This is a genomic window from Devosia sp. FJ2-5-3 (genome assembly GCF_029201545.1).
Taxonomy (GTDB): Bacteria; Pseudomonadota; Alphaproteobacteria; order Rhizobiales; family Devosiaceae; genus Devosia.
This window is the reverse complement of sequence record NZ_CP104007.1, coordinates 1,234,839-1,260,871: the sequence shown is the minus strand read 5'-3', so window position 1 is coordinate 1,260,871 and position 26,033 is coordinate 1,234,839. Positions and strand designations below refer to the sequence as shown.

Here is a 26,033-nt window from a genome sequence, read left to right as displayed (position 1 = left end):
AACGGTCATTCCGTCAAATATGCCTCACGGCCCATGGCCTTGGCAAACCTGAATGTCTTTGGGATAAGACGGAACGGCGGTTTGATGGAGTGAAAATGGCAGAGAGCCTAAAAAATGTCAACAAGGCTGACATAAATTCTGCCCTTTCTGGAGACGAAGATCTGCCGCTCGATATTATGGGCCTGTTCTTCTTTGCCTATCGCGACTTCACGGGTGATGCCGACGCATTGCTGGAGCGTCAAGGGTTTGGCCGCGCCCATCACCGCGTGCTGTATTTCGTCAATCTGCGGCCGGGCATGCCCGTGGCCGACATTCTCGATGTCCTCAAGATCACCAAGCAGAGCCTGGCCCGGGTGCTGCGCCAGCTGATCGACAATGGCTATATCGAGCAGAAAACCGGCCAGTCCGATCGCCGCCAGCGTCTTCTTTACGCCACCGACAAGGGCCGCGCCTTTTTCGCTGCCCTCTCGGCCACGCAGGCCAGCCGCATCAAGGCGTCAATCGCCGCCTTGCCACCGGAAAGCGCAACCGTGTTGCGCAAGTTCTTCGTCGGCATGGTGGACCCGGCCGACCATGCGGTGCTGGACAGGCTCAATCTGACCGTAAATCTATAGGAAGCGCCGCTCCCCGGGGCCGCCGGCAGGGCCTCAGCCCTGCCCCAGTTCCTCGCTGCGCTTGCGCGCGGCATCCACGGCCCGCTTCATCAGCGGTTCAAGACCGTCTGCCGCCATCAGCACGTCGAGTGCGGCGGCGGTCGTGCCCTTGGGCGAGGTCACGTTCTGGCGCAAGACGCTGGCCGGAGCCGGATCGGCCTCCATCAGCGCTGCAGCCCCGATCACCGTCTGGCGCGCCAGCTGCATGGCGATATGCTCGGGAAGTCCTTCGGCGACACCCGCTGCGGCCATGGCCTCCACCAGGTTGAACACATAGGCCGGACCCGAGCCGGAAACGGCAGTCACCGCGTCGAGATCGCGCTCCCCGTCAAACCACACCACCGCCCCGGCGGCAGCCAGGAGGGCGTTGGCAGCGTCCTTGTCGGCGCGCGCCACTTCGGGCCCCGCAACCGCTCCGGTTATGCCCTTGCCTATCTGGGCCGGCGTATTGGGCATGGTGCGCACGATGCGCCCGGTGCCGAGGCCCTGGCTGAGCTTTTCGATGGAAACGCCTGCCGCGATGGAAACGACGAGCGTCTGCGGGCCGATAACCGGCTCAAGACCCTCCATCACTGCCGAAATGATCTGCGGCTTGACGGCCAGCACCAGCACATTGGGCACCAGCCCGGCTGCCTGGGAATGAATGACGAGATCATTGTCCGCGGCCAGCGCCTGCGCTGCCTCACCCGGATTAGGGTCGACCAGCACCAGATTGCTCGGGGGCATGCCGGCGTCGAGCCAGCCTTCGGCCAGCGCCATGCCCATCTTTCCGGCGCCGACCAGCATAACCGGACCCAGCGAACGCAGATCGCTCATCACGCTTCTCCAACGGTCTCGAACATTACGTGGCTCAGCGCGTCGGCGGCAGATTTGCCGGCCCAGACCACGAACTGGAATGCCTGGTAATAGAGGTCGCAGCTATCCGAGGCGGACCGCAGCAGGGCCTCGCATTGCTGCGGCGACACATCGGCGCCCCCGGTCAGCAGGTGCGAATTGCGAAACAGCACCACGCCTTCCTTGTGCCAGATATCGAAGTGGCCGATCCACAATTGTTCGTTGACGAGGCTGATCAATTGCTTGATCTCCCCCCGACGCGCCTCGGGCACCTTCAGGTCGAATGCGCAGGCGATATGGAGAGATTCGAGGTCTTCCATCCAGTTGAACGAGACGTGGTAGTCGCTCCAGCCGCCGCGCACGGAAATGGAAATCTCGTCTGCGTCCTGGCGCTCGAAATTCCAATCATTGATGGCGGCGATATGCTCGACCAGGTCCACCGGGTGGGACGAACGATCGGGCTCGAATTCAATCACAGGCATTGACCGGTTCCGTCCTGCATCACGCATGAAGATTGCGGCATCGTACCGCATGGCTCGGGATACGCGCTGGACGGCTCGCCGCACGAAAAGGTCTACGAATCGTCCACACCAAGAATGCTACACCCACCCCGCCGTTTCTGGGGAGAAACAGCACCCGGCGGACTCAATCTCTTGTGGATGACGAAAACGCAAAAGTTAAAAAACGCTCAATGCCAAGCGTTTCTTGCGCTTATTGCTGGTCCATCAGCGCAGGCTTTCGGGACCGACCCAGCCCCCTAAAAGGGAGGCGCGCCACTTCGGAAATCCATTCTCGGCCGCACGGTCGGCGGCGGCCTGATGGTCATAGGGGACGCTGATGATGCTGGTCTGCCAGCCGCGCGCCCGCTTCTCGAGAATGCCATAGCGCGCATCCGGCAGTCCCTGCACCAATTGCATGCCGATGGCGCCCGGGTTGAACAACAGACGACCGTCGGCCAGGCGCACAGTGCGCGGGATATGGGTGTGCCCACAAAGGATCACCGGAAAATCGATTCCATCGGCGCGCGCAGTGACGCTGGCCTCGTCCGGCAGCGCCGCGACCCTGTCTGTATAAAAATTGTCGAGCCAGGGCGTTTCGTCGTCGCTCGGTATGCCGTGGCAGAGAAAGACCTCGTCACCCCATTGGGCGGTCGCCGGCAAATTGGCCAGCCAGTCGAGCTGGTCCGGCGCTAATTGCCCACGCGCAAAAACATCGATCTTCCCCGAGCCTGGCAGGCCGAGATCAACGGTCCAACGATCGTGATTGCCACGAATGCACAGCGCCCCCAGCGCCATCAGGCGCTGCGCCACGCCCGAGGGATCGACGGGGCCGCTGACATGGTCGCCCAGCACGACGATCCCGTCGACGCTCAGGCGGGCCAGATCCTCCAGCACGGCCTCGAGCGCCGGCGCATTGCCGTGAATGTCCGAGAGAACCGCCAGACGCAACGATCAGGCGGGCTTCTGTTCGGCCTTGAGGGCGGCGATTTCCTTGCGCAGGGCATCGATCTCTTCGCCCTGGACCTGCACCAGCTCGCGCAGCGCGTCGAAATCCTCGCGCTTGACCAGCTCCATATCGGCAACGATGCGCTGGGCCTGGCTCTTGGCCACGGTTTCAACCTCGCGCCGCACGCCGTCCGCAACGCCTGCTGCTTCGTTCATCAGCCGACCGAGACCGTCGAAAATCCTGTTGTTCTGGTTCATCGCTGTTCCGTTCTTCATTTGGCGCTGCCGCGTTCGCTTCCTATTTAGGGGAGCCGGCACGGCTTGACCAGAGCGGCACATGCACTCAGCCCGGACCGATACCGTCATTTTTCGCCCCGGGCACAACGCGTCAAACCTCTCTTTCTTCACCTCCCCTCTTGAGGCCGAGGGCGGGAGGGGGGTAAGTCACTGCAATGATTTCGCGCCCGCGTGCGTGACCAGCCATCTGGAGAAACACGGGTGCCCTTCCCCAATATCGACCCCGTCGCCTTCGCCATCGGCCCCTTCGCCGTGCGCTGGTATGCCCTTGGCTACCTCATGGGCGTGCTGCTCGGCGCCGCCTATGGCTATACGCTGCTGCGCAATGAGCGCCTCTGGCACAAGGGCACACCGCCCTTCAAGGCCGCCGACATCTGGGATTTCGCCTTCTGGGCCATGCTGTCGATCGTCCTCGGCGGCCGGCTGGGCTATGTGCTCTTTTACAATTTCCCCTATTACGCGCAGAACCCGCTCGAAATTCTCAACACGCTTGACGGCGGCATGTCCTACCATGGCGGCATGCTGGGCCTGATGGCCGCGGCAATCCTGTTCACCCGCGCCAAGGGCGGAAACTGGCTGTCCTCGCTGGATCTGCTCGGCGCCGTCGCCACCATCGGCATCTTTTTGGTCCGCATCACCAATTTCATCAATTCCGAGCTCTACGGCGCGCCGACCGAGCTGCCTTGGGGCGTCGTCTTCCCGACCGACCCGCTGCAAGTGGCTCGCCACCCCAGTCAGCTCTATGAGGCAGCCCTCGAAGGGCTCCTCCTTTTCATTGTCATCCGGCTGGCCACCAATGTGTTCTTCGCCCTGCGCAAGCCGGGCCTGGTCGCCGGCATTTTCGGGGTCGGCTACGGGCTCTCGCGCATCCTCGTCGAGTTCGTCCGCCTGCCCGATGCCCATATCGGCTATCTCTACGGCAATTGGCTGACCATGGGTCAGGTCCTCAGCCTGCCCCTCGTCCTCGGCGGTCTGGCGCTCATCGCCTACGCCATGTCGCGCCGCGACAGCAAGATTCACTTCTAGGGGCTCCAAACGTGAACAGTCCGCTAACACTTGGCCAGCAAATTGATACTCAAATCGCTGCCAATGGCCCCATGTCCATCGCCACCTATATGGGCCTCTGCCTCACCCATCCCACCAAGGGCTATTACAAGGGGCCGGACCCACTTGGAGCCAAGGGCGACTTCATCACCGCACCCGAAATTTCCCAGATGTTTGGCGAGCTCATCGGCTTCTGGCTGGTCAATATCTGGCAGCAGATGGACGAGCCCAAGAGCTTCAACCTGCTCGAACTGGGTCCCGGCCGCGGTACCCTCATGGCCGATATCCTGCGCGTCGCCTGCCGCGCCCCCGGTTTTCGAGACGCGCTGAAGCTGAAGCTCTTCGAGACCAACCCGGTCCTCACTGGCCAGCAGCGTTCGCGCCTTGAGGTTTACGACCCCAAATGGCTGGAAAACTTCGAGAATTTCGACGAGGGCCCGATCCTCATTATTGCCAATGAGTTCTTCGACGCCCTGCCGATCCGCCAGTTTGTCCGCAAGCCCGATGGCTGGCACGAGCGCCAGGTCGGCCTCGCCGACGGCAAGCGCGTCTTCGGCCTCTCGCCCACCCCGATCCCGCCCGAAGCCCTGCCCGATGCGGTCGCTTCCGCCGAACTCGACACCGTCTATGAAGTGTCCTTCGCCGCTGGCGAAGTCATGTCGGTCCTGTCCAAGCTGGTCGCCCGCCAGGGCGGCGCCATCCTCGCCATAGACTATGGTTATGCCGAGACCCGAACCGGCGAAACCCTGCAGGGCGTGCGCAACCACGCCTATGCCGATGTCCTTGAAAATCCTGGCGAAACCGACCTCTCGGCGCATGTGGACTTCGGTGCGCTGATCGGTGCCGCCCGGCTTGCCGGCATCGCCACCCAGCCCGTTGTGACCCAGGGCGATTTCCTCCTGCAATTGGGCATCGGAGAGCGCGCCGGCGCCCTGTCTCGCGCCAATCCCGGTTCCGCCGAAGACATTCGCATCGCCCGGGATCGTCTCGTCAATGAGGACCAGATGGGCACGCTGTTCAAGGTCTTCTGCGCTCACAGCCCCGGACTTATCCCCCCCGGGTTCGCCTCATGATAGATCTTGCGCAAACAGCGGGAGAACTCGAAGCGACAGGATTGGTACGACACGGATTTTTCGGCCGGCAAGGCGGCGTGTCGACCGGCGAATTCGACAGTCTCAACGTTTCCGTCTCCACCGGGGATAACTCGGATAATGTGGAGAGAAATCGCGCCATCGTCGCCGAAAACCTCGGCAGCGCGCCCCTGGTCACCCTCAAGCAGGTCCACTCCACCCGCGTCGTGACGGTTGAAGCGGGCGCTATTCCCGACAGGGCGATCGAGGCCGACGCCCTCGTCACCAGACGGGCCGATATTCTGATCGGCGTGTTGACGGCCGACTGCGCCCCGCTTCTGCTCGTCGATCCTCATGCCGGCATCATCGGTGCCGCCCATGCTGGCTGGGCGGGCGCGGTCGGCGGCATACTCGAGAATACGGTAACCGCCATGGAGGCTCTCGGGGCCCAGCGCCGCCGCATTCTCCTGGCGATCGGCCCGACGATCAGCGGAGAAAATTACGAGGTCGGCGAAGAGTTTAAGGCCAAGGCGCTGTCTATCAACCCTGCAGCAGCGAACGCTTTTTTCACGCCGCCCGCGGGAAAACCCCATTTCGACCTCCCGGCGTTTCTCGTCGCCGAGGCCCAGTCGATCGGCCTGCCACCGGCAAGCAATCTGGCGCAGTGCACCTACGCCCAGCCGCAGGCTTACTTCTCCCACCGTCACGCCACCCACCAGGGCAAGCGCACCGGCCGTCAAATATCTGTCATCGGACTCGTTTAGCTATAAATTACATATGCGACCAATGGGTCGTTGCGATTGCCGGAACGACTCGATAAAGGTGCCGCGAAACTGGAAGGTCCCCCGCCCCAGGGACTGTTTGAGACAGGATCGCGCCCCATGAAACTGGTGACCGGCAACTCCAATCGCGCCCTCGCCCAAGCCGTCGCCAGCTATCTGGAACTCCCGCTCACCGATTGTACGGTCAAGCGCTTCGCGGACAAGGAAGTCTATGTCGAAGTGCACGAGAATGTGCGCGGCGAAGACGCCTTCATTCTCCAGTCGACGAGCTATCCCGCCAACGACAACCTCATGGAATTGCTCATCCTTACCGATGCGCTCCGGCGGTCGTCGGCGCGGCGCATCACCGCTGTCATTCCCTATTTCGGCTATGCCCGCCAGGATCGCAAGTCCGCGCCGCGCACCCCGATTTCGGCCAAGCTGGTGTCCAACCTCATCACCGAGGCCGGCGCCAACCGCGTGCTGACGCTGGACCTCCACGCCAGCCAGATCCAGGGCTTTTTTGACATCCCGACCGACAATCTCACCGCCGCCCCGGTGATGGTCCGCGACATCAAGGACAATTACGACGTCAAGAACGTCATGATCGTCTCGCCTGACGTCGGCGGCGTGATCCGCGCCCGCAATGTCGCCGGTCGCATTGGCGCCAACCTCGCCATCGTCGACAAGCGCCGCCCGCGCGCCGGCGTCTCGGAAGTCATGAACATCATCGGTGACGTCTCGGGGCAGGCCTGTATCCTCATCGACGACATCGTCGACAGCGGCGGCACGCTGGTCAACGCTGCCGAAGCCCTGCTCAAGGCCGGTGCCAAGGAAGTTTCGGCCTACATCACGCACGGCGTGCTGTCCGAGGGCGCATCCGAGCGCATCGCTGCCAGCAAGCTCAAGGAACTGGTGGTCACCGATTCCATCCAGGACACCGATGCCACGAAGGCAGCGGCCAATATCCGCCGGATCAGCATTGCCCCGCTCATCGGGGAAGCCATCGCCCGCACCGCGAGCGAACAGAGCGTCTCGAGCCTTTTCGACTGATTTCTGCCGCAGACTGCTCCTATCCTCCCCCCAAGTGCACTTTGGGAGGAGGATGCCATGCCAAAATTTCTGGCTCTTTATATGGGGTCACCGGACTCCGAGGCGCAGATGCGCTGGAACGCGCTGACCGATGCCGAACGCTCACAGCGTAATCTCGACGCCATGGCAGCGTGGGGCGAATGGATGAGCCGGCACAAGCAGGCCATCCGCGACATCGGTTCGCCTCTGGGCAAGACCATGCTGACCGATCCCAGCGGTGTCCACCCCTTCAAGAACGCCATTGCGGCCTATGTGATCGTCGAGGCTGACACCCACGAGGCGGCGGCCAGGATGTTCGAGAACCACCCCCATTTCAGTATTTTTCCGGGCACTGGCGTCGAGATTCTCGAATGCCTCCCCATGCCGGGGCCCTAACAGCCTTTGCAGGGGTAGAATCCCTTGCCCGCCCTGCCCCTTTCCTCTATATCCCGACCCCATGAAGCGCTCGTCACCCCTGGAGGACGGGCGCGTATGCCGTTGAGATGACGCCATACACCAACCCAATGGATGCTTTCCATGGCTGAGACCAAAGTGCTCAAGGCACAGGCGCGTAACGGAGTGGGCAAGGGGGCCGCTCGCGAAGCTCGTCGTCAGGGACTCGTTCCCGCTGTTATCTATGGTGACAAGAAGTCCCCCGTCGCCGTTTCCGTTGCCTACAAGGACGCTCACAAGGCGATCTATGCCGGCGGCTTCAAGTCGCACGTTCTCGATCTCGATGTCGACGGCACGATCCACAAGGTCATCCCGCGCGATTATCAGCTCGATGTCGTCAAGGGCCAGCCGCTCCACATCGACTTCCTGCGCGTCTCCGGCAATGCCAAGCTTCACGTTGAAGTCCATGTTGACTTCATCAATGAAGAAGCAAGCCCCGGCCTGAAGCGCGGTGGTACGCTCAACGTTGTGCGTCACACCGTCGAAGTCGTCGCTCCGGCAAACGCTATTCCGGATGCCATCACGGTCGACCTGACCGGCACCGAAATCGGCGACTCGATCCATATCTCGGCCGTGACCCTGCCCAAGGGCGTGACCCCGGCGATCACCGACCGCGATTTCACCATCGCAACCGTCGTTGCTCCGTCGGGCCTCAAGTCCGAAGAAGCTGCCGGTGGTGAGGAAGCTTCCGAGTAAGCTCGGTAGTTCTCACGATAGCTTTCTGGGGCGGCCTTTGGGCCGCCTCAGTCATTTGCAAGGCTTGCTTTCATGAAACTGCTCGTCGGCCTGGGCAATCCGGGCGCCCAATATGCGGGCAACCGCCACAATATCGGCTTCATGGCCATCGACGCGATCGCCTCCGCCCACGGCATTTCGGGGTGGAAGTCAAAGCATGCCGGGCTTCTGGCGGAAGGCACTATCGGCGGGGACAGGGTGCTGCTGCTCAAACCGCAGACCTTCATGAACAAGTCCGGCGACAGTGTGCAGCAGGTCGCGCGCTTCTATAAGATCGAACCGGCCGACATTATCGTCTTCTATGACGAACTCGACCTCACCGCCGGCAAGGTCAGGGTCAAGATCGGCGGCGGCAATGGCGGCCATAACGGCCTCCGCTCCATCGACCCGCAGATCGGGCTCGACTACAAGCGCGTCCGGCTTGGCATCGGCCACCCCGGCAAGGAATTCGTTACCCACCACGTGCTCGGCGACTTCGCCAAGGCCGACAAGGCCTGGCTCGATCCCTTGCTCGACGATATCGGCCGCCATGTGGGCATGTTGCTCAAGGGCGACGACGCCGGCTTCATGAACAAGCTGGCAGTGGCCGCCAAGGGCGCGGACGACGCCGCAAAGCCTGCCCCTGCGCCCAAGGCCCAGAGCCATATCCGCCAGGCCAGACAAGCCCAGCCGCAGGCCAGCGTCCCCAAATCAGGCCCGATGGCGGATATGCTGAGCAAGCTGTTTGGAAACAAGGGCGAGTAAAACCCGCCCCTGCCCTGCTCGAACTAGGCCACGCGCGCCTTGCGGGAGCCGCGCGCCCACTCGGGCAACATGGCGCCATGGGCCTCGCGCAGATCGTCCACCAGCGCCCAGATCTGCTCGAGATCGAGCTCGGCGGCCGTGTGCGGGTCCATCATCGCCGCGTGGTAGATGTGCTCCGGATTTTCATCCATCAGCGCCCGCACGGTGAGTTCCTGCACATTGATGTTGGTGCGGATCAGCGCCGTCAGTTGCGGTGGCAGATCGCCGATATAGGTCGGCTGCAGGCCGTTCTCGTCGACAAGGCACGGCACTTCGACCGCCGCATTGTTCGGCAGCGAGGTGATGACCCCATTATTGCGCAGATTGCCATAGATAACCGACGGCTCACCCGTCCACACCGAGTTGACGATGGACGAGGCGTATTCCTTCGATTGTTTCACCTCGATGCGGTCGGCCTTGCGATAATCTTCGCTGGTTTTTTTCCACTTGGCGATCTGCTCGACGCAGCGCTTTGGATATTCGTCGAGCGGAATACCGAACTTCTCGATGAGATCTTCCCGGCCTTCTTTGATGAAATAGGGGGTGTATTCGGCGAAGTGCTCTGAGCTTTCGGTGACGAAATAGCCCAACCGCGTCATCATCTCGTAGCGCACCTTGTTGGGGCAGCGCGGGTTCCAGCCGGCTTTTGGCGCACGTCCCTCACGATAGGCCCGATGAAGCTCGGGATAGAGGTCCTTGTAGCTTCCATCCGGCTGGCGATGCTCGAACTTGAGATAGAACGCCATGTGGTTGATGCCGGCCGAGCGGTAACGGATTTCCTCGTATGGGATATCGAGGTCGTGCGCGAGTTCCATCGCCGTGCCCTGCACCGAGTGGCAAAGGCCAACCTGCTTTATCGTCGGGTATTTTTCCGAAATGGCCCAGGTATTGATGGCCATCGGGTTCACATATTGCAGCATGATCGCGTCGGGAGCGACCTCGAGCATGTCCTCGCAGATGCTCCAGAGATGTGGAACGGTGCGAAGCCCGCGCATGATACCGCCAACCCCCAGCGTATCGGCGATGGTCTGGCGCAGATTGTATTTCTTGGGCACGTCGAAATCGATGACCGTCGAGGGCTCGTAGCCGCCGATCTGGAAGCAGACGACGACGAAATTGGTGCCGTCCAGCGCTTGGCGCTGATTGGCATAGGTCTCAACCCTCGCAGCCACGCCGAGCGTCGCGATCAGCTTTTTCGCGATGATCTCGCTTTCCTCGAGCCGCTTGGGATTGATGTCCATCAAGCGGATCGTCGCGCCGGCCAGCGCCGGACGCTGAAGAATATCGCCCACGATGTTCTTCATGAACACCGACGAGCCCGCACCGATAAAGGTGATCTTGGGATTTGCCATTTTTGAGAAAGCTCCGGAAATTCAGGCGGCTATTTCGAATGCGGCGCGGACCAGCCGGGCCGTATATTCAGACTTGGGGTTGATGAGCACTTCATTGACCGGCCCCTGTTCCACGATTTTGCCGTGCTGCATGACCATCACCCTGTGACACAGGGCCCGCACCACCTTGAGGTCGTGCGAAATGAAGAGGTAGGAGAGGCCCTTTTCGTCCTGCAGCTTGCGCAGCAGGTCGATGATCTGGGCCTGAACAGAGAGATCGAGCGCCGAAGTGGGCTCGTCGAGAAGGATGAATTCGGGCTCGAGCGCGATGGCCCGGGCAATGGCGATACGTTGCCGCTGCCCACCCGAGAATTCGTGCGGAAAGCGGTTGAGTATGGTGTCCGGCATGCCGGCATCCCGCAACGCCTGGCGCACCCGTTCGGATCGCTCCCGCCCATTGGCGCCAATGCCATTGACCGCCAGCCCCTCGGAAATGATCTGGCCGATGGACATGCGGGGATTTAGGCTGGCGAAAGGGTCCTGAAAGACGATCTGCATGCGGCTGCGCAGTGGCCGCATCGCCTTGCGATCCTTGTCGTGGATGGGCTCGCCATCGAAATAGATCTGCCCGCCCTGATTGCCGATGAGCCGGATCAGCGCCTGCCCGAAGGTCGTCTTACCCGACCCGCTCTCCCCCACGATACCCAGCGTTTCGTGGCGCATGAGCTTGATGTCGAGATCATCCACCGCCTTGAGCTCGAAGAAGTCCGGCTTGAAGAAGCCCCCGCGCTTGAGCGTGTAGGTCACCTTGACGTTCTGCCCCTCGAGCACCGTGTCATGTGCTCCCTCCGTCAGGGGCAATGCGGTCCCCTTGGGCTCGGAGGCGAGCAGATGCTTGGTATAGGCATGCTGGGGGTTCGAAAACAGCGCCTCGGTTGAATTGTGCTCCTGCACCCGGCCGTTCTGCATCACATAGACATAATCCGAGAATTGCCGGACGATGGTCAGGTCGTGGGTGATCAGGATCACCGCCATGCCGTATTTGTCTTTGAGATCCTTGATCAGATTGAGGATTTGCGCCTGCACCGTCACATCAAGCGCCGTCGTTGGCTCGTCGGCAATGAGCACATCCGGGCGATTGGCCAGGGCCATGGCGATCATGACGCGCTGGCGCTGGCCGCCCGAGAGCTGGTGCGGATAATTGTTGAGGCGGGCCCGTGGCTCGGGGATCTGTACTTCCTCGAGCAGCTTTTCCGCCCGGTCCATGGCCTCCTTGCGGGAGACGCGATTATGCAGATGAATGATTTCGCAGATCTGCTGGCCAACCGTGTAGACGGGGTTGAGCGAACTCATCGGCTCCTGGAAGATCATGGCGAGGTCATTGCCGCGAAGCTTGCGCATCTGCCTGTCGTCCATGGCGACGACATCCTTGCCGGACAGTGTGATGCGCGTGTCCTTGCCTATCGTTGCCCGCTTGGTCAGCAGCTTCATCAGCGTACGCGCCGTCACCGATTTGCCTGAACCGCTCTCCCCCACCAGTGCGATGGTTTCGCCCTTGTGCAATTGGAAAGACACGTCGCGGACCGCATTGACGATGCCGCCCTCGACCTTGAAATCCACGGCGACATTTCTGGCATCGAGGATCAGCTCTCGGCCGTGCTGGCCGAGATCGTGGCGCTCTGCGGCAACATTGTTCTTCTGGCTCATCGCAGCACCTCAGTATGGATCGATCGCATCACGCAACCCGTCGCCGAGCGCATTGAACGCAAAGACGGTGATGAGCACGAAAATGACGGGAGACAGGATCCAGGGATAGGAGCCGATGACGGAGAAAGTCCCGGTATCCTGCAGCATCAGCCCCCAGGAAATCAGTGGCGGCTTCACTGCAAAGCCGAGGAAGCCGAGGAAACTCTCCAGCAGCACGACACTGGGAATAGCCAGCGTGATGGAAACGATGATGTGGCTCAGCACATTGGGCAGGATATGCCGCGTGATGATGCGCGCGTCAGACGAACCGACCGCGATTGCCGCCCGCACATAGTCGATGCGAGCCAGCGACAGGGTCTTGGACCGCACCTCCCGGCTCAATTGCGCCCACCCCAGCACCGCCATGACGAAGATCACGAAACTGAGGAACACATTGGAGGGTGCCGTCACCGGGATTAGCGAAGTCAGTGCCAGGTAGAGCGGCAATTGCGGAAAGGCGAGCACGAACTCGACGAACCGCTGCACCCAGGCATCCAGCCGCCCGCCGATATAGCCGGAGGTAATCCCGACCAGCGTGCCGACAATCGTTGTGATCGCGACGACAACCAGGGCAATGGTGAGCGATATCCGCGAGCCGATAATCCCGCGCGAAAGGATGTCGCGCCCGAACTTGTCCGTCCCCAGCAATTGGAGTGGCCGCCCGTCCGTCGACCCGAAAAAGTGGATGTTCGACGGGATGAACCAGAGCAGGTGATAGGAATATCCCTTAACGAAGAAGCCGGTCGGCGTCGGGTCGTCCTTCTTTGCTCCGGTCAGCGGCTGGAAGGTAATTGGATCGAACTCCCCCGTATCGCCGATGGGATAGACATAGGGAATGAGGCTGAAATTGCCCTCCGGGTTCTCGAAGGCGATGAGATCGGGTGGCGCAAATGGCAAATTCGTCGCCTTGGGGTCCATCGGCGCGAAGAAATCGGCGAAGACCGAAACCACGAGCAGCATTCCCACGAGGACGAGGCCGATCATGCCCATGGTTGAGCGACGGAAACGCCGCCAGACCAGCGCCGCATAGGTCTCGTTGCTGGATCCGAAGCGCGTCGCCACCGTGCCGGTATCGGCCTCTTCGAACGCCGTCGGCGCAGGACCGCCAGCGACATCGGTGGGAAGGGGAATGGAGGAGTGTGTATCGATCTTGCTCATTCGGCCTTCCCTCCCAGACGGATACGAGGATCGAGCGCGACGAGCAGCAGGTCGGCGATGATATTGCCAATGATGAGTGTCGTTGCGAGGACGAGCATGAAAGTGGCGGTAACATAGACGTCGCCCACCCCCATCGAGCCGACAATGGCCGGCCCCACCGTGGCGAGGCCGAAGACGATCGCCACCTCGATCTCACCCGTGAGCATGTAGGGCAGCACCACGCCCTGATAGGCGACGAGCGGGTGCAGGGCATTGGGCACGGCATGCTTCATGATCACCGCGCCTTCCGGCAGGCCCTTGGCGCGTGCCGTCTCGACATATTGGCTGTTCAGCACGTCGAGCAGATTGGCCCGCATCACCCGCATATTATAGGCGAGGCCGCCAAAGGTGGCGATGAACACCACCGGCCACACATGCTGGACGAGATTGACGAACTTGTCCCAGCTCCAGGGCGCGCCGCCATAGCGGGCCGAAAAGAACATGCCCACTTCCGAAACATTGAGCCGGAAGACGAGGAGATAGAGGATGATGATGGCGAGCAGAAAGCGCGGAATGGTCATCCCGAGGAAGGAGATGATCCCCAGGCCAGTATCGATCCACGAATATTGCCGCGTCGCCGAAACTATGCCGAGCCCGATGCCCAGGAGCGAAGCGAGCACATGGCACACCAGCGCCAGCGCGATCGTCGCCGGCAGCCGCTCGGCGACCACGGTGCCGACTTCCTTGTTGTAGAAGAACGAATGCCCGAAATCGAACCGCGTCACGATGCCCGTAATCCAGCGGAAATACTGCACGATCATGGGGTCGTTGAGGCCATTGGCTTCGCGATAAAGCTCGGCCTGCGCCTCCGCCTGGGGGGCAGGAACGCCACCCTGGTTGATCAACATGGACCGGATCGTATCGCCATAATCCCCCGGCGGCGCCTGGATGATGGCAAAGGTCACGATGCTGAGCAGAAACAACAGCGGGATCGCGCCAAGGATGCGGAATGCGAGAAATCGAAGCATCTGGGCCTCTTCGAAAGTATCGTACCATGGAGGCACGCGCAGGAACGATCGGGGGAGCCACTGGCTCATTCCCCTCTCCCCTGAGGGGAGAGGGTTAGGGTGAGGGGGTCAGCATTTGAGTTAACCTCGGATCTGAACCCCTCATCCCAACCGAATTCGCAAGTGCGAATTCGGAGAGCTTCGGACCACCTTCTCCCCTCAGGGGAGAAGGCAAGGAGCAGTGTCGCCTACACCGGACCGGCGCCGCCCGGGGCACCGGGCAGGGTTTGCGGATGCAGTTCGAAATCGCCCTGCTTGTCTTCCGGCACGAAGACGCGTTCGCGGATGATGTTGTCCTCGGCCCAGTTGAACATGAAGATCGGGGCACCGGCCGGGATATTGGCGAAGCGCTTGTTGATGATCAGCGCACCCGGATACTGCGTGAGACCGACCGTATAGACGTTCTCCGTGTAGATGTGCTGGTACTGCTTCATCAGTTCGGCACGCTCGGCATTGTCGCTCGACGAGATGAACTTGTTGACGATGTCGATCAGCTCCTGCTCGAAGGGCAGCACGTCCACGGTGCCGTCAGTTCCTCCGCGGTGGAAGAAGCTGGTGCGCGGGCCGGTCGGCGCGAGCTGGGCCGTGCCCTGCACCACCGAGACCATTTCCGAGCCCTGGCGACGCACATGCCAGTCGAATTGACCCGCCTGCTGCATGTCGTCGCGTGCCGTGCCCGACTGGAAGTTGGCGATCACGCGGATCCCCAGCGGTTCCATCTGGGCGATGACACCTTCGGCAAGGTTGGTGTCGGTGCCATAGTCGGTATTGGCCAGGAGCGTGATCTCCACATCGGCCCCGCCATCGGGGAGGTTGCGGATACCATTGCCGTCAGTATCGATCAGCCCCAGACCGTCGAGCAGGCCGTTGGCCGCCTCGAGATTGAAGGGATAGTAGACCGTCGATGCCTTGTCGTAATAGGCCGTGCCCGCATAGAGGCCGCCCGGATAGATGGCGGTGAACGGACCACGCACCAGCGAGTCGCCTAGACGCTGGCGGTCGACCGCGATCGAGATCGCCTTGCGGAAGTCGATGTTGCGGTTGAGCTCGCGGATGGCCTGGCCACGCGCGTCGGGTTCACCCCAGCCATTGGCCGAGAGGTTCATCTCGAGCGTATAGCCGATGGTGCGGGCGCCGAACTGCAGACGAGCCGGAGCGCTGTCTTCAGCCGAGCGACGGAGCGCTTCGACATAGCTTTCCGCCTGTTCGAGGTTGGAGAAGTCGCCCGAACCGGCCACCGCCTGCACGTCGCGGTCTGCCCAGGTCGAGAGGCGATAGTGCATCTCGTTGAGATAGGGCAGCTGGTTGCCGTTCTCGTCGACCTTCCAGTAATAGGGGTTGCGGCGCATGACGATGATATCGTCCGGACGATATTCGACCGGCACCCAGGCGCCCATCACCGGAATGTTCATATATTCCGGCGGGAAGGCGTTCTTGTATTCTTCGTAGGTATTGTCGGCGTTGTATTTGGGATGTTCGGGCTTGAGGATATGGCTCGGGCCCGGGCAGAACGAACCATAGGCCATCGCATAGAGATATTGCGTCGGCCGCACGTCCTTGAACGTCCACTTGATGGTGTAGGGATCGAGCGCTTCGAGCGTCGTGCCGATACCGAAAGTTTCCGGCGTCGCATTGTTGAGCGGGGTGACGTTCTGGTCATTGACGTTGTCTTCCCAGAAGAACATCACGTCATCGGCGTCGAACGGATCGCCATCGGACCATTTGGCACCCTCGATCAGATGCATGGTCAGTTCATGGCCGTCCTCGGACCATTCCCAGCTCTTGGCCAGATTGGGCAAGGGCTCGAGTTCATCCGCCTTGATCATGAACAGCGGGCCGGTACGGGTCAGGCATTCGGAGAGTCCGATATCAATGCCGCCCCAGCCCTGGCTCTGGCCGCCGATATAGTTCCAGCCCTCCGGCCGACCACCGATGACGTGACGCATCGTGTCGCCATAAACACCAATGCCGTCGGGCATGTTTCCGGCCTTGTAGACCAGCGGCTCCTTGGGCAGGCGCTCGGCGACTGGCGGCAGCGTGCCGGCGTCGACATATTTCGAGGTCACCCAGTCGGGCTCGTGGTATTCCGGCAGCGCCTTGAATTCCTGGATATCGCCGACCGAGACGAAAATCGGCTCACTCTGGGCCGCGAAATCCGGCGGATCCGGCAATTCGCCCGTCAGTTCCTGCGCCGGAATGGCCAGCATGGAAACGGACAGCAGAAGTCCTGCCCCGCCAAGGGCATATTTGTGCTTTTTCAATAGAACCTCCCATCGCATCGGGGTTTAGCGGTCCTCGCTGCGCGCCAGTCACTCCCACTGGTCCCGCCCCCGCGCAGTCATGACCCTACGACTTGCCGGACGCGAAACAATCCGGAATGATAGAGACTAATTCCGGGTTTCTAAGATCAAGGGGATTAGTATGACTGAAGCTGCCACCCACCCATCCCCTCGCCGGGAAAGAGCGCCGCGGCCAACGCCCCGCCCCGACCGCAGCTTCTATGCGTCCGGCAAGGCCTTCGGCCGCTTCGGCATCCGCGCCTTCCCGCCCCAGATCATGGCACAGCCCCACAGCCACGGGCATATCGAGTTTAACTGGCTCACCGCCGGGCGCATGGACTATGTCTTTGACGGAGGGCCCGTAACCGTTGGCGACAACAGGCTCGTCGCCTTCTGGGCCGGCATTCCGCACCAGACGGTGGGGCTGACCGAGGTCGGAGACGGCCGACAGCTCAACATCTACCTGCCGATGGACGCTTTTCTCGAAATGCCGCAGCTAGGCCGTCTGACCGAGACCCTCATGGGCGGCGGCGTCATCCAGCTGACCCCGGACTGTATCGGCCTCGAAACGCTCGAGCGCTGGCACGGCGATTACCGCAGCGGCAATTCCCTCCGCTCCGATCTCGTGCGCGCCGAAATCGCGACCATGTTCCGCCGCGCCGCCATCACCGGCTGGGATACGCTTCTCCCCGCCTGGGTGGAGAAGACCGGCTCGCGCACCCGCACGACCTCGCCGGTCCGCTATGTCGTTCGCATGGTGCGCCACATTGTCGAGAACATCACCGACCCACTGACGGCCGATGACATCGCGCGCGTCGTCGGCCTCCACCCGAACTACGCCACCAATCTCTTCACCAAGGTGATGCACATCTCGGTGCAGAAATTCGTCACCCGCATGCGGCTCATCCGGGCGCGCAGCCTGCTCTTTGACGGCAATCTCTCGATTGCCAATATCGCGTTTCAGTCGGGCTTCGTCAGCCAGACCCAGTTTTACGAGCACTTCCGCCGGGCCTATGGCATGACGCCGAGCCAGATGCGCAGGGATACGATTGGCTGACCGCCGTCCTGCAAAACGCTCCAGTGGAGCGTTTTGAGGCGGTCAGGCCCGCAGAGCTATGCTCGCAGGGCGGGTAGCGTTTGGTCAGGCCTCAAGAGCTATGCTCGCAGGGCGGGCGGACCTCGGCGGTCTTCGTCTCTATTCCACGACTTCGACAATGCCCATCATGCCGTGATCCTCGTGGAAGAGCAGGTGGCAGTGGTAGACATATTTGCCGGTGAAATCGAGGAAACGGTGGCGGATGGTCAGCGAGCCGTTCGGCGGGATGCCGCGCGTATCCTCGAAGGAAAGCACTTCGTCCACCGGTACGCCGTTCACCGCCACGACCTGGAAATCATTGGTGTGGATGTGGAACGGATGCCACTCCGGCGAGTCGTTGATGAGTTCCCATTCCTCGAACGCGCCAAGCTTGACCGTCTGGTCCACCCGGCCCATGTCGACCTGCTTGCCGTCGATGGTGAACTTCGTGCCGCCCGGCTGTCCCCGAACGACATCGAAGCGGATTTCGCGCTTCTTGTCGACCGGCAGGCCGCGCAGATCTTCGCCGAGAGGGATCAGCTCATTGGGGATCTGGTGATCGGTAACGGCCTCGCCTTCTTCGACCACCAGCGTGGCAAGTAGCTCATCAGGCTCATACTGGCGCTCCGATCCCAGCCAGAGCATCTTCCGCAGCTCCCATGAGCCCGAAAACATGTGTCCCTTGACTAACACATCGGCGCGCGTGCCCGGCTCGAGCAGCAGGCGCTCATGCTTGACGACCCGGCTCATGGCATTGCCGTCCTTGGAAATCTGGTAGAGCGGGTGTCCCTCCAGCCCGATCATCAGGAAGGTCTCGGCGGTCGCATTGACCAGACGCCAGCGCTGCACCTCGCCCGAACGGATGCGCAGGGTCGGGTTGATCTGGCCGTTGACCGTGCGGGTCTGGCGATGAATGTCCTGGTTGTCGACCGGCACAATCGTGTTCGTGTCGTCGAACTCGGCCGACTGGATCACCAGCAGCTGGTCGACGCGGTCCTTGATGCCTTCAAGCGCGTCGAGGCCACCCTCGATGATCAGTGCACCGGCAAGCCCGCCCCCGACTTGGGGATAGGTTAGGCCATGCACATGGGGATGATACCAATAGGTGCCCGGCATATGGTCTTGGGGGATGCTGATCTCATAGTCGAAGGTCTCGCCCGGCTGGATCACCAGCATGACATTGTCGCTGTTCCCCGAGGGCGAAACATGCAGCCCGTGGGTGTGCAGATTGGTAACGTCGTCGAGATCGTTGATCAGCCGGATCTTGATCGTGTCGCCCGGCTGGGCAATTAGCGTCGGCCCTGGATAGGAGCCCTCGAAGGTCATGGCGACAGCTTTTTCGCCATCGATGTCGGTTGGACCATAGGCAAGGCGCAGCGTCGTTTCGAGCAGGCCATTTTCTGACCGGCGGACTTCCGGGAAGCGGATGTCATCGCCTGTCGCCTGCGCTACGGCGCGGCCGAGCTTCTTTTCGGTGGCGAAGACTTCGCCGTCGCCATGGCCGTGGTGGTCGTGCTGGCCAAAGGCTGGTGCCGAAAGACCGGCAGCAGCAGCGGCGCTGCCGGCAAAAAGAACTTGCCGGCGGCTTGGTTTATCAATCATCGAAAGGCCCCCAAATTACTGCCGGCACCATAAATTCTGGCACGGGCCGTGCAAGGGGGGATAAGTGGGGGAAAGCCGTTTGTCGGCTTGCCCCGGGGTGGGGTCGCGCTCAGCCACTCAAGCTGCCACTCAAGCATAGCTTTCGTGGCCTTCTTGACTTGCAAGGCTCCACCGGAGCCTTGCATCCGCTCCGCGGACCGCCTGCTAAGTCTCGTGGCCTTAAGTGCAAAAATCGCTTCATCGGAGCGATTTTACCGCGTAGCGGTCGCCTCAGCCATTCGAGCGTAGCTCTCATGGCCTTGATGCCTAAAATCCCTCCACTGGAGGGATTTTACCGAAAAGCGGTCGGCATCAAGTATTAAACTTGAACATCATGACGTCGCCGTCCCGGACGACATATTCCTTGCCTTCGTCGCGGGCCTTGCCGGCTTCCTTGGCGGCGACTTCGCCACCAAGGGTGACGAAATCATCATAGCCAATCGTCTGGGCACGAATGAAGCCACGCTCGAAATCGGTATGGATCACGCCGGCGGCGGCAGGAGCCTTGTCGCCTTTGTGGATGGTCCAGGCGCGGGTTTCCTTGGGACCGACGGTGAAATAGGTCTGCAGGCCCAGCAAATCATAGGCCTCGCGGATCAAACGGTTGAGGCCGGCCTCGTGCAGACCCAGGGATTCGAGATATTCTGCTTGCTCGGCATCGGGGAGCTGGGCCAGCTGGCTTTCGATTTCAGCCGAGATGACGACTACGCCCGCATCATTGGCATGGGCGTATTCGGCGACCTTGGCACTCATCTCATTGCCGTTTTCGGCGGAGCCTTCGTCAACATTGCAGACATAGAGCACGGGCTTGGAGGTCAGAAGCTGCAGCTCCTGGAAGGCCTTTTCCTCTTCGGCGGAACGCTCGACGAAGCGGGCCGACTTGCCTTCGCGCAGCAGCACCAGCGCACGGTCGATCAACTCGAGCGTCTGCTTGGCGTCCTTGTCATTGCCCTTGGCCTTCTTCTCGACGCCGGCACGGCGCTTTTCGAGGCTTTCGAGGTCGGCGAGCATCAGCTCTGTCTCGACCACTTCGGCGTCGGCCAGCGGATCGACCTTATTGGCGACGTGGATGATGTTGCCATCTTCAAAGCAGCGCAACACATAGGCAATGGCGTCGCATTCGCGGATATTGGCCAGGAACTGGTTGCCGAGGCCCTCGCCCTTCGACGCGCCTTTGACGAGGCCCGCAATGTCCACAAAGCTCATGCGCGCCGGCAGGATATTGACCGACTTGCCGATTTCGGCCAGCTTTTGCAGCCGATTATCCGGCACCGGAACCTCGCCCACATTGGGCTCGATGGTGCAGAACGGAAAATTGGCGGCAGCAGCAGCAGCCGTGCGGGTCAAAGCGTTGAAAAGCGTCGACTTGCCGACATTCGGCAGGCCGACGATGCCCATTTTAAAGCCCATGGGAAACTCCGGGGATAAGTTGGGTTTCAATTGGGTCGGATTGGCCGGGATGTCAATGCTTGGAGCTGTGCTGCATAGCCGCTGGGAGGCTCCGGTTTAGCCTTGCAGAGCCACAAGGCGCCAGCGTCCGCCCCTCACCCCATCTCCTGCACGATATCCAGAAACGCGCGATGCCCCAGTGCTTGGCTCGCCGCTGCGCGATATTCCTTCACCAGTCCATCAAAAGTCTGTTGCGCGAAACGGCGCAATTTTGGGTCGGCCTCCATTTCCCGCCGCGCCACCTGCTGGTCGAGAAGGCCGAGCCCATTGAGCACCGGATAGTGCAGCTGGGTTTCGATATGCGGCAGACCGCCGAGATAGTTTGGAAAATGCTCGTTGCGGGGCATTTCTGTCTGCCAGCGCGCCAGCCTCTCCCTGGTCTCGGCATGGATGCGATTGGCCCGCACTTCGCGCCAGAAGGGAGTGTCATCGCGCTCGGTGACGTAATGGGTGTTCACGAAGGTGCGGAAATCATCGACCTGCCGGCCGACCCTTGCATTGTAATCCTCCCGCGCCGTGGGCGTGATCTTGCCCGGCTCGTCCATATAGCGCTGCGCGAACAGCATCATCTGCACGATGGTGCCGTGGATGGAGGTGGATTCCAGCGGCTCGAGAAAGCTTGAGGACAGCCCCACCGCCACGCAGTTTCCGATCCAGGCCTTTTCCAGCCGCCCGATCTGGAAGCGGATATCGCTGCGCACCTCGATCTCGTGCCCGAGCACGCGCTCGACCTCTTCCTTGGCCTGCTCCGGGGTGGAGAACTCGTCGGAATAGACATAGCCGCAGCCATAGCGCGTGCGCGTCGGGATCTGCCACATCCAGCCCGAACTCTGGGCCCAGGCGCGGGTGTAATTGGCGAGCTCCTCTCCCGGCTTGATGTCGATCCAGAAGGGCAGCGCCCGGTTGACCGGCAACTCATGGGCATAGGATTTCCACGGGGCCTCCAGCGCCTTGACGATGATCTGCTTTCGGAACCCCGTCGCGTCGATGAAAAAGTCGCCCTCAAGGCGGGAATTGTCATCGAGCACGAGGGCGGAGATATCGCCGGTTTCCCCGTTCCGTTCGACACCCGCCACCATGGCGTCGACCTTTTCGACACCCTTGGATTTGCTGGCAAAAAACTTCCCAACCAGCGCCTGATCGAAGTGGAAGGCGTGGTGGAATGGTCCGAGCGGTATCAGCGAGCCATCCGGCTTTTGCGCATAGGGCGCCTTTCTCTGCTCCAGGAGGGGCTGGAAGAGATGCATCTCCTGCACCGCCCTGCCCGCAGCTATGGCATAGACATTGAGATAGTCCGAGGGCGCGCCCGGTGGCGCCTGCACGATCTGATGGGGATCATCGATTGGGCCATAATAGGTAAAGCCCTTGCGGCGCCAATCCTCGTGCCGGATGCCGAGCTTGAAGCTGGCATCGGTCTTGCGGAAGAATTCGAACTCATCGATGCCGAAATGCTTGAGCAGCACCCGGAACGCGGCGGTGGTGGCCTCCCCCACCCCGACAGTGGGGATGCGGGAGCTTTCAACGACGGAAATCCTGAAATTGAAACCACGACGGCGCGCTTCATCCTGGATGATGAAAGCGGCGATCCACCCTGCAGTGCCGCCACCGACGATGACGAAATGAGCCGACTGTGCCATGCAAAATCCTCCCCCGCATGACGCTATGGTGCCGCTCTCAGCCGGGCAATCCCTCCTGTGAAAGCCGGAAGTTTTCTCCTCTTTACCGCAGACACGCCAAGGCGCCGCCCGGCCCCAGGGGAGCGTCGCGGGGACACGGTCGCGATGCCCTACGGGCACGGTGAAAAGCGGCTTTCGCCCCGAATTGATAGAAATAGAAGAGGCGAAAGCCGCTTCCCACGACCGGTTTTTTGGGCGCATGCCTTGAGCGGCCCCCTTGCGGGTGGTGCTGGGTCCTGCGTCGAGGCATGACCCCGAAAGGCAGAACCGGCACCGGCCGGTGGTCGACATCCACGCCCCCGCCCAGGCGACCCCGTGCGGCCCGTCTCCCCGCCCGACGCTTCGTCGGCGCCGCGTGTTGTCGGCGGGAACGGGCGGATGATGGCATGGAACATTGAGGACGGGGATAAGTGGGATTCTTTTGCACCCTCGATGTCATTCCCGCGAAAGCGAGAACCTCCGTTGTACTGTGGAGGAAGGGTAACGGAGGTCCCCGCCTGCGCGGGGATGACACAGTGGTTGGGGCGGGCGGCGGTGACGAATGGTGGGGTGGGAATGGCCCCTCACCCCGGCCCTCTCCCCGGAGGGGCGAGGGGGCGCAGGAGCGGAGGGATTTGGGGAGGAGTGGTCATCCACCCACAATGTCATTCCCGCGGAAGCGGGAACCTCTGTTGTACTGTGGAGGAAGGGGAAACGGAGGTCCCCGCGTGCGCGGGGATGACATAGTGGTTGGGGCGGGCGGCGGTGACGAATGGTGGGGTGGGAAAGGCCCCTCACCCCAACCCTCTCCCCGGAGGGGCGAGGGGGCGCGGGAGCGGAGGGATTTGGGCAGGGCTGTCATCCACCCGCGGTGTCATTCCCGCGAAAGCGGGAACCCCTGTTTGATTGTGCGGTGAAGGGTAACGGAGGTCCCCGCTTGCGGGGATGACATCGTGGGTTTGGAAGATCAAAGCTCCCAACAAAAAGCCCCCGGTGGAGGGCCGGGGGCAGGTGACGCTTGGGAGGTCGCGTCGTTTTCAGTGATGGGCGCCGCTCATTTCGCGCAGTTCTTCGACCGAGCGAACACGCTTGCGGGCGGCGCCGTCCCAGTCGCGGGTCTTGACAGTGGATTTGGCGATCCGTTCGCGTGCAGCGGGCACTGCGTGCGCATATTGCGGCAGCCATTGCGCCTGGGCGACAACCATCTCGTCCACCATGGCCCAGACTTCGTCGGGCGTGCAGATGGCGCCGACCAGCGGATCATGCAGCACGGCGAGTTTCAGAGTGTCGATGTCGCCTGTCATGGCCGCCTCGACCGAGAGACGCTGTACCGAGACCGAGACCGAACAGGTGGCGGCGCAGGCCGTTGGCAGGGTGATGCCCTCGATCATGTTGATGCCGAAGCGATCGACATAGCCAGGGCTTTCGATGATCGCGTCATCGGGCAGATTGGTGATGATGCCATTGTTGCGGCGGTTGAAATGGCCGCGATAAACGCGCCCGGTTTCAAGCGCCTCGATAATGTAGCTGGCGTGTTCGCTGGTGCGCTTGTAGTCGGCGAGCGGCTTGTTCGCCTGCTCCTTGAACATCGGGAAATCGGTTTCGAACCAGTTCCGACGCTCGGTGGAATAGCGCAGATATCCGCCGGTCTCGCCATGGATCCAGTCGCTCATGTCGATCCAGCGATTGATCTCGTCCGGGCGCTTCCGATACCAAGGGAGGTATTCGGAGAGATGGCCATTGCTCTCGGTGGAATAGACGCCGAAGCGCTTCAGGACGTCGATGCGCACCTTTTCGGTCTTGGAATAGATCGGGTGGGCCTCAAAGCCGGCGATCAGCTCTTCCTTCTCGATCTTCCGGCCCTTGGCGCGAATGTCGATATACCAGGTCTGGTGGTTGATGCCCGAGCACACATAGTCGAGCTCGTCGTCCCGCACGCCCAACACCTGCGCGATCTGGTGCGCCCCGTGCTGCACGCCGTGGCAGAGGCCGACCACATTGACCCCGCCAAATTGCTCGGCGGCCCAGGTGTTCATGGCCATGGGATTGGCATAGTTGAGGAACAGCGCCCCGGGCTCGGCGACTTCGCGGATATCTTTGCAGAAATCGAGAATGACCGGGATGTTGCGCTGCCCGTAGAGAATCCCGCCGGCGCAGATGGTGTCGCCGACACACTGGTCGACCCCATATTTGAGCGGGATGGAAATGTCGGTGGCAAAGGCCTCGAGCCCGCCGACGCGGACGCAAGACATGATGTAGCGCGCCCCGCTCAGCGCCTCGCGCCTGTCGGTCGTCGCCGTCACCCTGGCGGGCAGATTATTGACCGAGACGATGGTCTCGATGATCTGCCGCACCATGTCGAGATTGTGCGGATTGATGTCGGTCAGCGCGAATTCGACATCGGCGAATTCGGGAACCTTCAACAGGTCGGAAATCAGCGTCTTGGTAAAGCCGACTGAACCGGCGCCGATAATGGCGACCTTGAATGACATGGCGTGCCTCACTCCCTGGCGGCATGATTATTGGGCTCATTGCTAGCGCGCCTCTCCCTGTTCGTGTAGAGAAAGCTTGTGCGAACGCGGGTAATCTTGTGCTGTCCCAGCTTCTCGACCATGGCCATGACATCAGATCCCTGAGCTTGCCGCGCAGCGCCGCGCCGCTCCATTGCATGGCCGTTGCCGCAGGCTATGAACAGCGCCGCAACGAGGTCTATTCCTGGGATGGGCTGAAGCGCGGCACCGCCCCTTTCCTTGTCATCCAGCACACGACGCTGGGCGAAGGCCGGCTCGATTTTTCCGGCACCCAGCATCGCCTCCGTCCTGGCAGTACGATGCTGGTGGCCATGCCACACGCCCATCGCTATTGGCTGGAGCGCGGCGGTCACTGGGAATATTTCTGGCTGCTGCTCAATGGTCGCGAGGCGCTGCGCCTTGCCCGCGAGATCATCGATAGCGCCGGGCCGGTTCTCGAGCTTTCGGCCCATCAGATCGACCGGCTGGCAGCGTCATGCCTCGCGCTCCTGACCCTGTCGGGTCTCTCCCCGGGCGAGGCTTCGAGCGCCGCCTATGGCGCCATGACCAGCCTTCATGACAGTGTGTTCGGCAGCCGCCCTGTCCCCGAGCACGCGCTGGCGCCGGCCCTCAGCCGGGTATTGGCCCATATCGATGGCCAGCTTGCCTCCCCTCTTCCGGTCGAGCGCCTTGCGGCGATCGCCGGCATCAGCCGGGCCCATTTCGTGCGCAGTTTTTCCGCTGCCATGGGCCGCGGCCCCGCCGACTATGTGCTCGAACGACGCCTCGAGCGGGTCGAGCGCCTGCTGCTGGCGAGCGAAATGAGCGTCGCCGAAATCGCCCGCGCCACGGGCTTTGCCGATGGAAACTACCTCGCCAAGGTGCTGCGCCGCCGCCGCGGCATCTCCCCGCTCGAATTCCGCCAATCGGGCCGGCGAGCGGAAATGTAGATGCGGCTGCAAGGAACGATGCGAATCTTGCCAGCCCAGTCGGCTCA

Annotated in this window: 23 protein-coding genes; 10 read left to right on the top strand and 13 right to left on the bottom strand. The window is 61.8% G+C overall.

Going from position 1 to position 26,033, the window contains the following annotated elements:
* Positions 1-95: 95 nt before the first annotated feature.
* On the top strand, positions 96-614 hold the full coding sequence (locus N0P34_RS06030; RefSeq protein ID WP_275606112.1) for a MarR family transcriptional regulator: 519 nt from the start codon (positions 96-98) through the stop codon (positions 612-614).
* A 33-nt stretch (positions 615-647) separates the two neighbouring features.
* Here N0P34_RS06030 and proC read toward each other — a convergent pair whose 3' ends face one another.
* The 4 genes from proC to N0P34_RS06010 all read right to left on the bottom strand — a co-directional run bounded on the left by proC (position 648) and on the right by N0P34_RS06010 (position 3,190).
* Positions 648-1,469: a pyrroline-5-carboxylate reductase gene (gene proC / locus N0P34_RS06025; protein ID WP_275606111.1), complete on the bottom strand. Its 822-nt coding sequence runs from the start codon at positions 1,467-1,469 to the stop codon at positions 648-650.
* Entirely contained in the window at positions 1,469-1,969 is a 501-nt protein-coding gene (locus N0P34_RS06020; RefSeq protein WP_275606110.1) for a YbjN domain-containing protein, read from the bottom strand. The genes proC and N0P34_RS06020 overlap by 1 nt, the downstream gene beginning before the upstream one ends.
* 243 nt (positions 1,970-2,212) lie before the next feature.
* Complete coding sequence (locus tag N0P34_RS06015) at positions 2,213-2,935, bottom strand: metallophosphoesterase family protein (RefSeq protein ID WP_275606109.1); 723 nt, start codon at positions 2,933-2,935, stop codon at positions 2,213-2,215.
* 3 nt (positions 2,936-2,938) lie between these two features.
* Positions 2,939-3,190: an accessory factor UbiK family protein gene (locus N0P34_RS06010; protein WP_275606932.1), complete on the bottom strand. Its 252-nt coding sequence runs from the start codon at positions 3,188-3,190 to the stop codon at positions 2,939-2,941.
* Between the two features lie 240 nt (positions 3,191-3,430).
* Here N0P34_RS06010 and lgt point away from each other — a divergent pair, with 240 nt between their 5' ends.
* The 7 genes from lgt to pth all read left to right on the top strand — a co-directional run bounded on the left by lgt (position 3,431) and on the right by pth (position 9,107).
* Positions 3,431-4,255 (top strand): prolipoprotein diacylglyceryl transferase, encoded by an 825-nt coding sequence (lgt, locus tag N0P34_RS06005; RefSeq protein ID WP_275606108.1) that lies wholly within the window; start codon positions 3,431-3,433, stop codon positions 4,253-4,255.
* A gap of 11 nt (positions 4,256-4,266) precedes the next feature.
* Positions 4,267-5,346, top strand: a complete 1,080-nt coding sequence (locus N0P34_RS06000; RefSeq protein ID WP_275606107.1) for an SAM-dependent methyltransferase — start codon at positions 4,267-4,269, stop codon at positions 5,344-5,346.
* A complete protein-coding gene (pgeF, locus tag N0P34_RS05995; RefSeq protein WP_275606106.1) occupies positions 5,343-6,107 on the top strand; it encodes a peptidoglycan editing factor PgeF in 765 nt (254 codons plus the stop codon). Before N0P34_RS06000 ends, pgeF begins: the two co-directional genes overlap by 4 nt.
* Before the next feature lie 117 nt (positions 6,108-6,224).
* A complete protein-coding gene (locus N0P34_RS05990; RefSeq protein WP_275606105.1) occupies positions 6,225-7,157 on the top strand; it encodes a ribose-phosphate pyrophosphokinase in 933 nt (310 codons plus the stop codon).
* A gap of 57 nt (positions 7,158-7,214) precedes the next feature.
* Positions 7,215-7,571 carry a hypothetical protein gene (locus tag N0P34_RS05985; protein ID WP_275606104.1) on the top strand — a complete coding sequence of 119 codons (357 nt, stop codon included), beginning with the start codon at positions 7,215-7,217 and terminating at the stop codon, positions 7,569-7,571.
* 141 nt (positions 7,572-7,712) lie between these two features.
* Positions 7,713-8,324 carry a 50S ribosomal protein L25/general stress protein Ctc gene (locus tag N0P34_RS05980; protein WP_275606103.1) on the top strand — a complete coding sequence of 204 codons (612 nt, stop codon included), beginning with the start codon at positions 7,713-7,715 and terminating at the stop codon, positions 8,322-8,324.
* Between the two features lie 72 nt (positions 8,325-8,396).
* Positions 8,397-9,107, top strand: a complete 711-nt coding sequence (pth, locus tag N0P34_RS05975) for an aminoacyl-tRNA hydrolase (protein ID WP_275606102.1) — start codon at positions 8,397-8,399, stop codon at positions 9,105-9,107.
* A 23-nt stretch (positions 9,108-9,130) separates the two neighbouring features.
* Here pth and N0P34_RS05970 read toward each other — a convergent pair whose 3' ends face one another.
* From N0P34_RS05970 to N0P34_RS05950, 5 genes are all read right to left on the bottom strand, one after another.
* A complete protein-coding gene (locus tag N0P34_RS05970) occupies positions 9,131-10,498 on the bottom strand; it encodes an alpha-glucosidase/alpha-galactosidase (protein ID WP_275606101.1) in 1,368 nt (455 codons plus the stop codon).
* 21 nt (positions 10,499-10,519) lie between these two features.
* Entirely contained in the window at positions 10,520-12,184 is a 1,665-nt protein-coding gene (locus tag N0P34_RS05965) for an ABC transporter ATP-binding protein (protein ID WP_275606100.1), read from the bottom strand.
* A gap of 9 nt (positions 12,185-12,193) precedes the next feature.
* Positions 12,194-13,381 carry an ABC transporter permease gene (locus N0P34_RS05960; RefSeq protein WP_275606099.1) on the bottom strand — a complete coding sequence of 396 codons (1,188 nt, stop codon included), beginning with the start codon at positions 13,379-13,381 and terminating at the stop codon, positions 12,194-12,196.
* Positions 13,378-14,388: an ABC transporter permease gene (locus N0P34_RS05955; protein ID WP_275606931.1), complete on the bottom strand. Its 1,011-nt coding sequence runs from the start codon at positions 14,386-14,388 to the stop codon at positions 13,378-13,380. The genes N0P34_RS05960 and N0P34_RS05955 overlap by 4 nt, the downstream gene beginning before the upstream one ends.
* A gap of 227 nt (positions 14,389-14,615) precedes the next feature.
* Positions 14,616-16,688: an ABC transporter substrate-binding protein gene (locus tag N0P34_RS05950; protein WP_275606098.1), complete on the bottom strand. Its 2,073-nt coding sequence runs from the start codon at positions 16,686-16,688 to the stop codon at positions 14,616-14,618.
* Positions 16,689-16,848: 160 nt separating this feature from the next.
* Between N0P34_RS05950 and N0P34_RS05945 the strand changes: the two genes are divergently transcribed.
* Positions 16,849-17,763, top strand: a complete 915-nt coding sequence (locus N0P34_RS05945; RefSeq protein WP_275606097.1) for a helix-turn-helix domain-containing protein — start codon at positions 16,849-16,851, stop codon at positions 17,761-17,763.
* 138 nt (positions 17,764-17,901) lie between these two features.
* Here N0P34_RS05945 and N0P34_RS05940 read toward each other — a convergent pair whose 3' ends face one another.
* The 4 genes from N0P34_RS05940 to N0P34_RS05925 all read right to left on the bottom strand — a co-directional run bounded on the left by N0P34_RS05940 (position 17,902) and on the right by N0P34_RS05925 (position 25,018).
* Positions 17,902-19,383: a multicopper oxidase family protein gene (locus N0P34_RS05940; protein ID WP_275606096.1), complete on the bottom strand. Its 1,482-nt coding sequence runs from the start codon at positions 19,381-19,383 to the stop codon at positions 17,902-17,904.
* A gap of 351 nt (positions 19,384-19,734) precedes the next feature.
* Positions 19,735-20,832, bottom strand: a complete 1,098-nt coding sequence (gene ychF, locus N0P34_RS05935) for a redox-regulated ATPase YchF (protein ID WP_275606095.1) — start codon at positions 20,830-20,832, stop codon at positions 19,735-19,737.
* A gap of 134 nt (positions 20,833-20,966) precedes the next feature.
* Positions 20,967-22,508 carry a tryptophan halogenase family protein gene (locus N0P34_RS05930; RefSeq protein WP_275606094.1) on the bottom strand — a complete coding sequence of 514 codons (1,542 nt, stop codon included), beginning with the start codon at positions 22,506-22,508 and terminating at the stop codon, positions 20,967-20,969.
* A 1,055-nt stretch (positions 22,509-23,563) separates the two neighbouring features.
* A complete protein-coding gene (locus N0P34_RS05925; RefSeq protein ID WP_275606093.1) occupies positions 23,564-25,018 on the bottom strand; it encodes an alpha-glucosidase/alpha-galactosidase in 1,455 nt (484 codons plus the stop codon).
* A 98-nt stretch (positions 25,019-25,116) separates the two neighbouring features.
* Here N0P34_RS05925 and N0P34_RS05920 point away from each other — a divergent pair, with 98 nt between their 5' ends.
* Positions 25,117-25,986, top strand: coding sequence for a helix-turn-helix domain-containing protein (locus tag N0P34_RS05920; protein ID WP_275606092.1), 870 nt, complete (start codon positions 25,117-25,119; stop codon positions 25,984-25,986).
* The last annotated feature ends 47 nt before the right edge of the window (positions 25,987-26,033 follow it).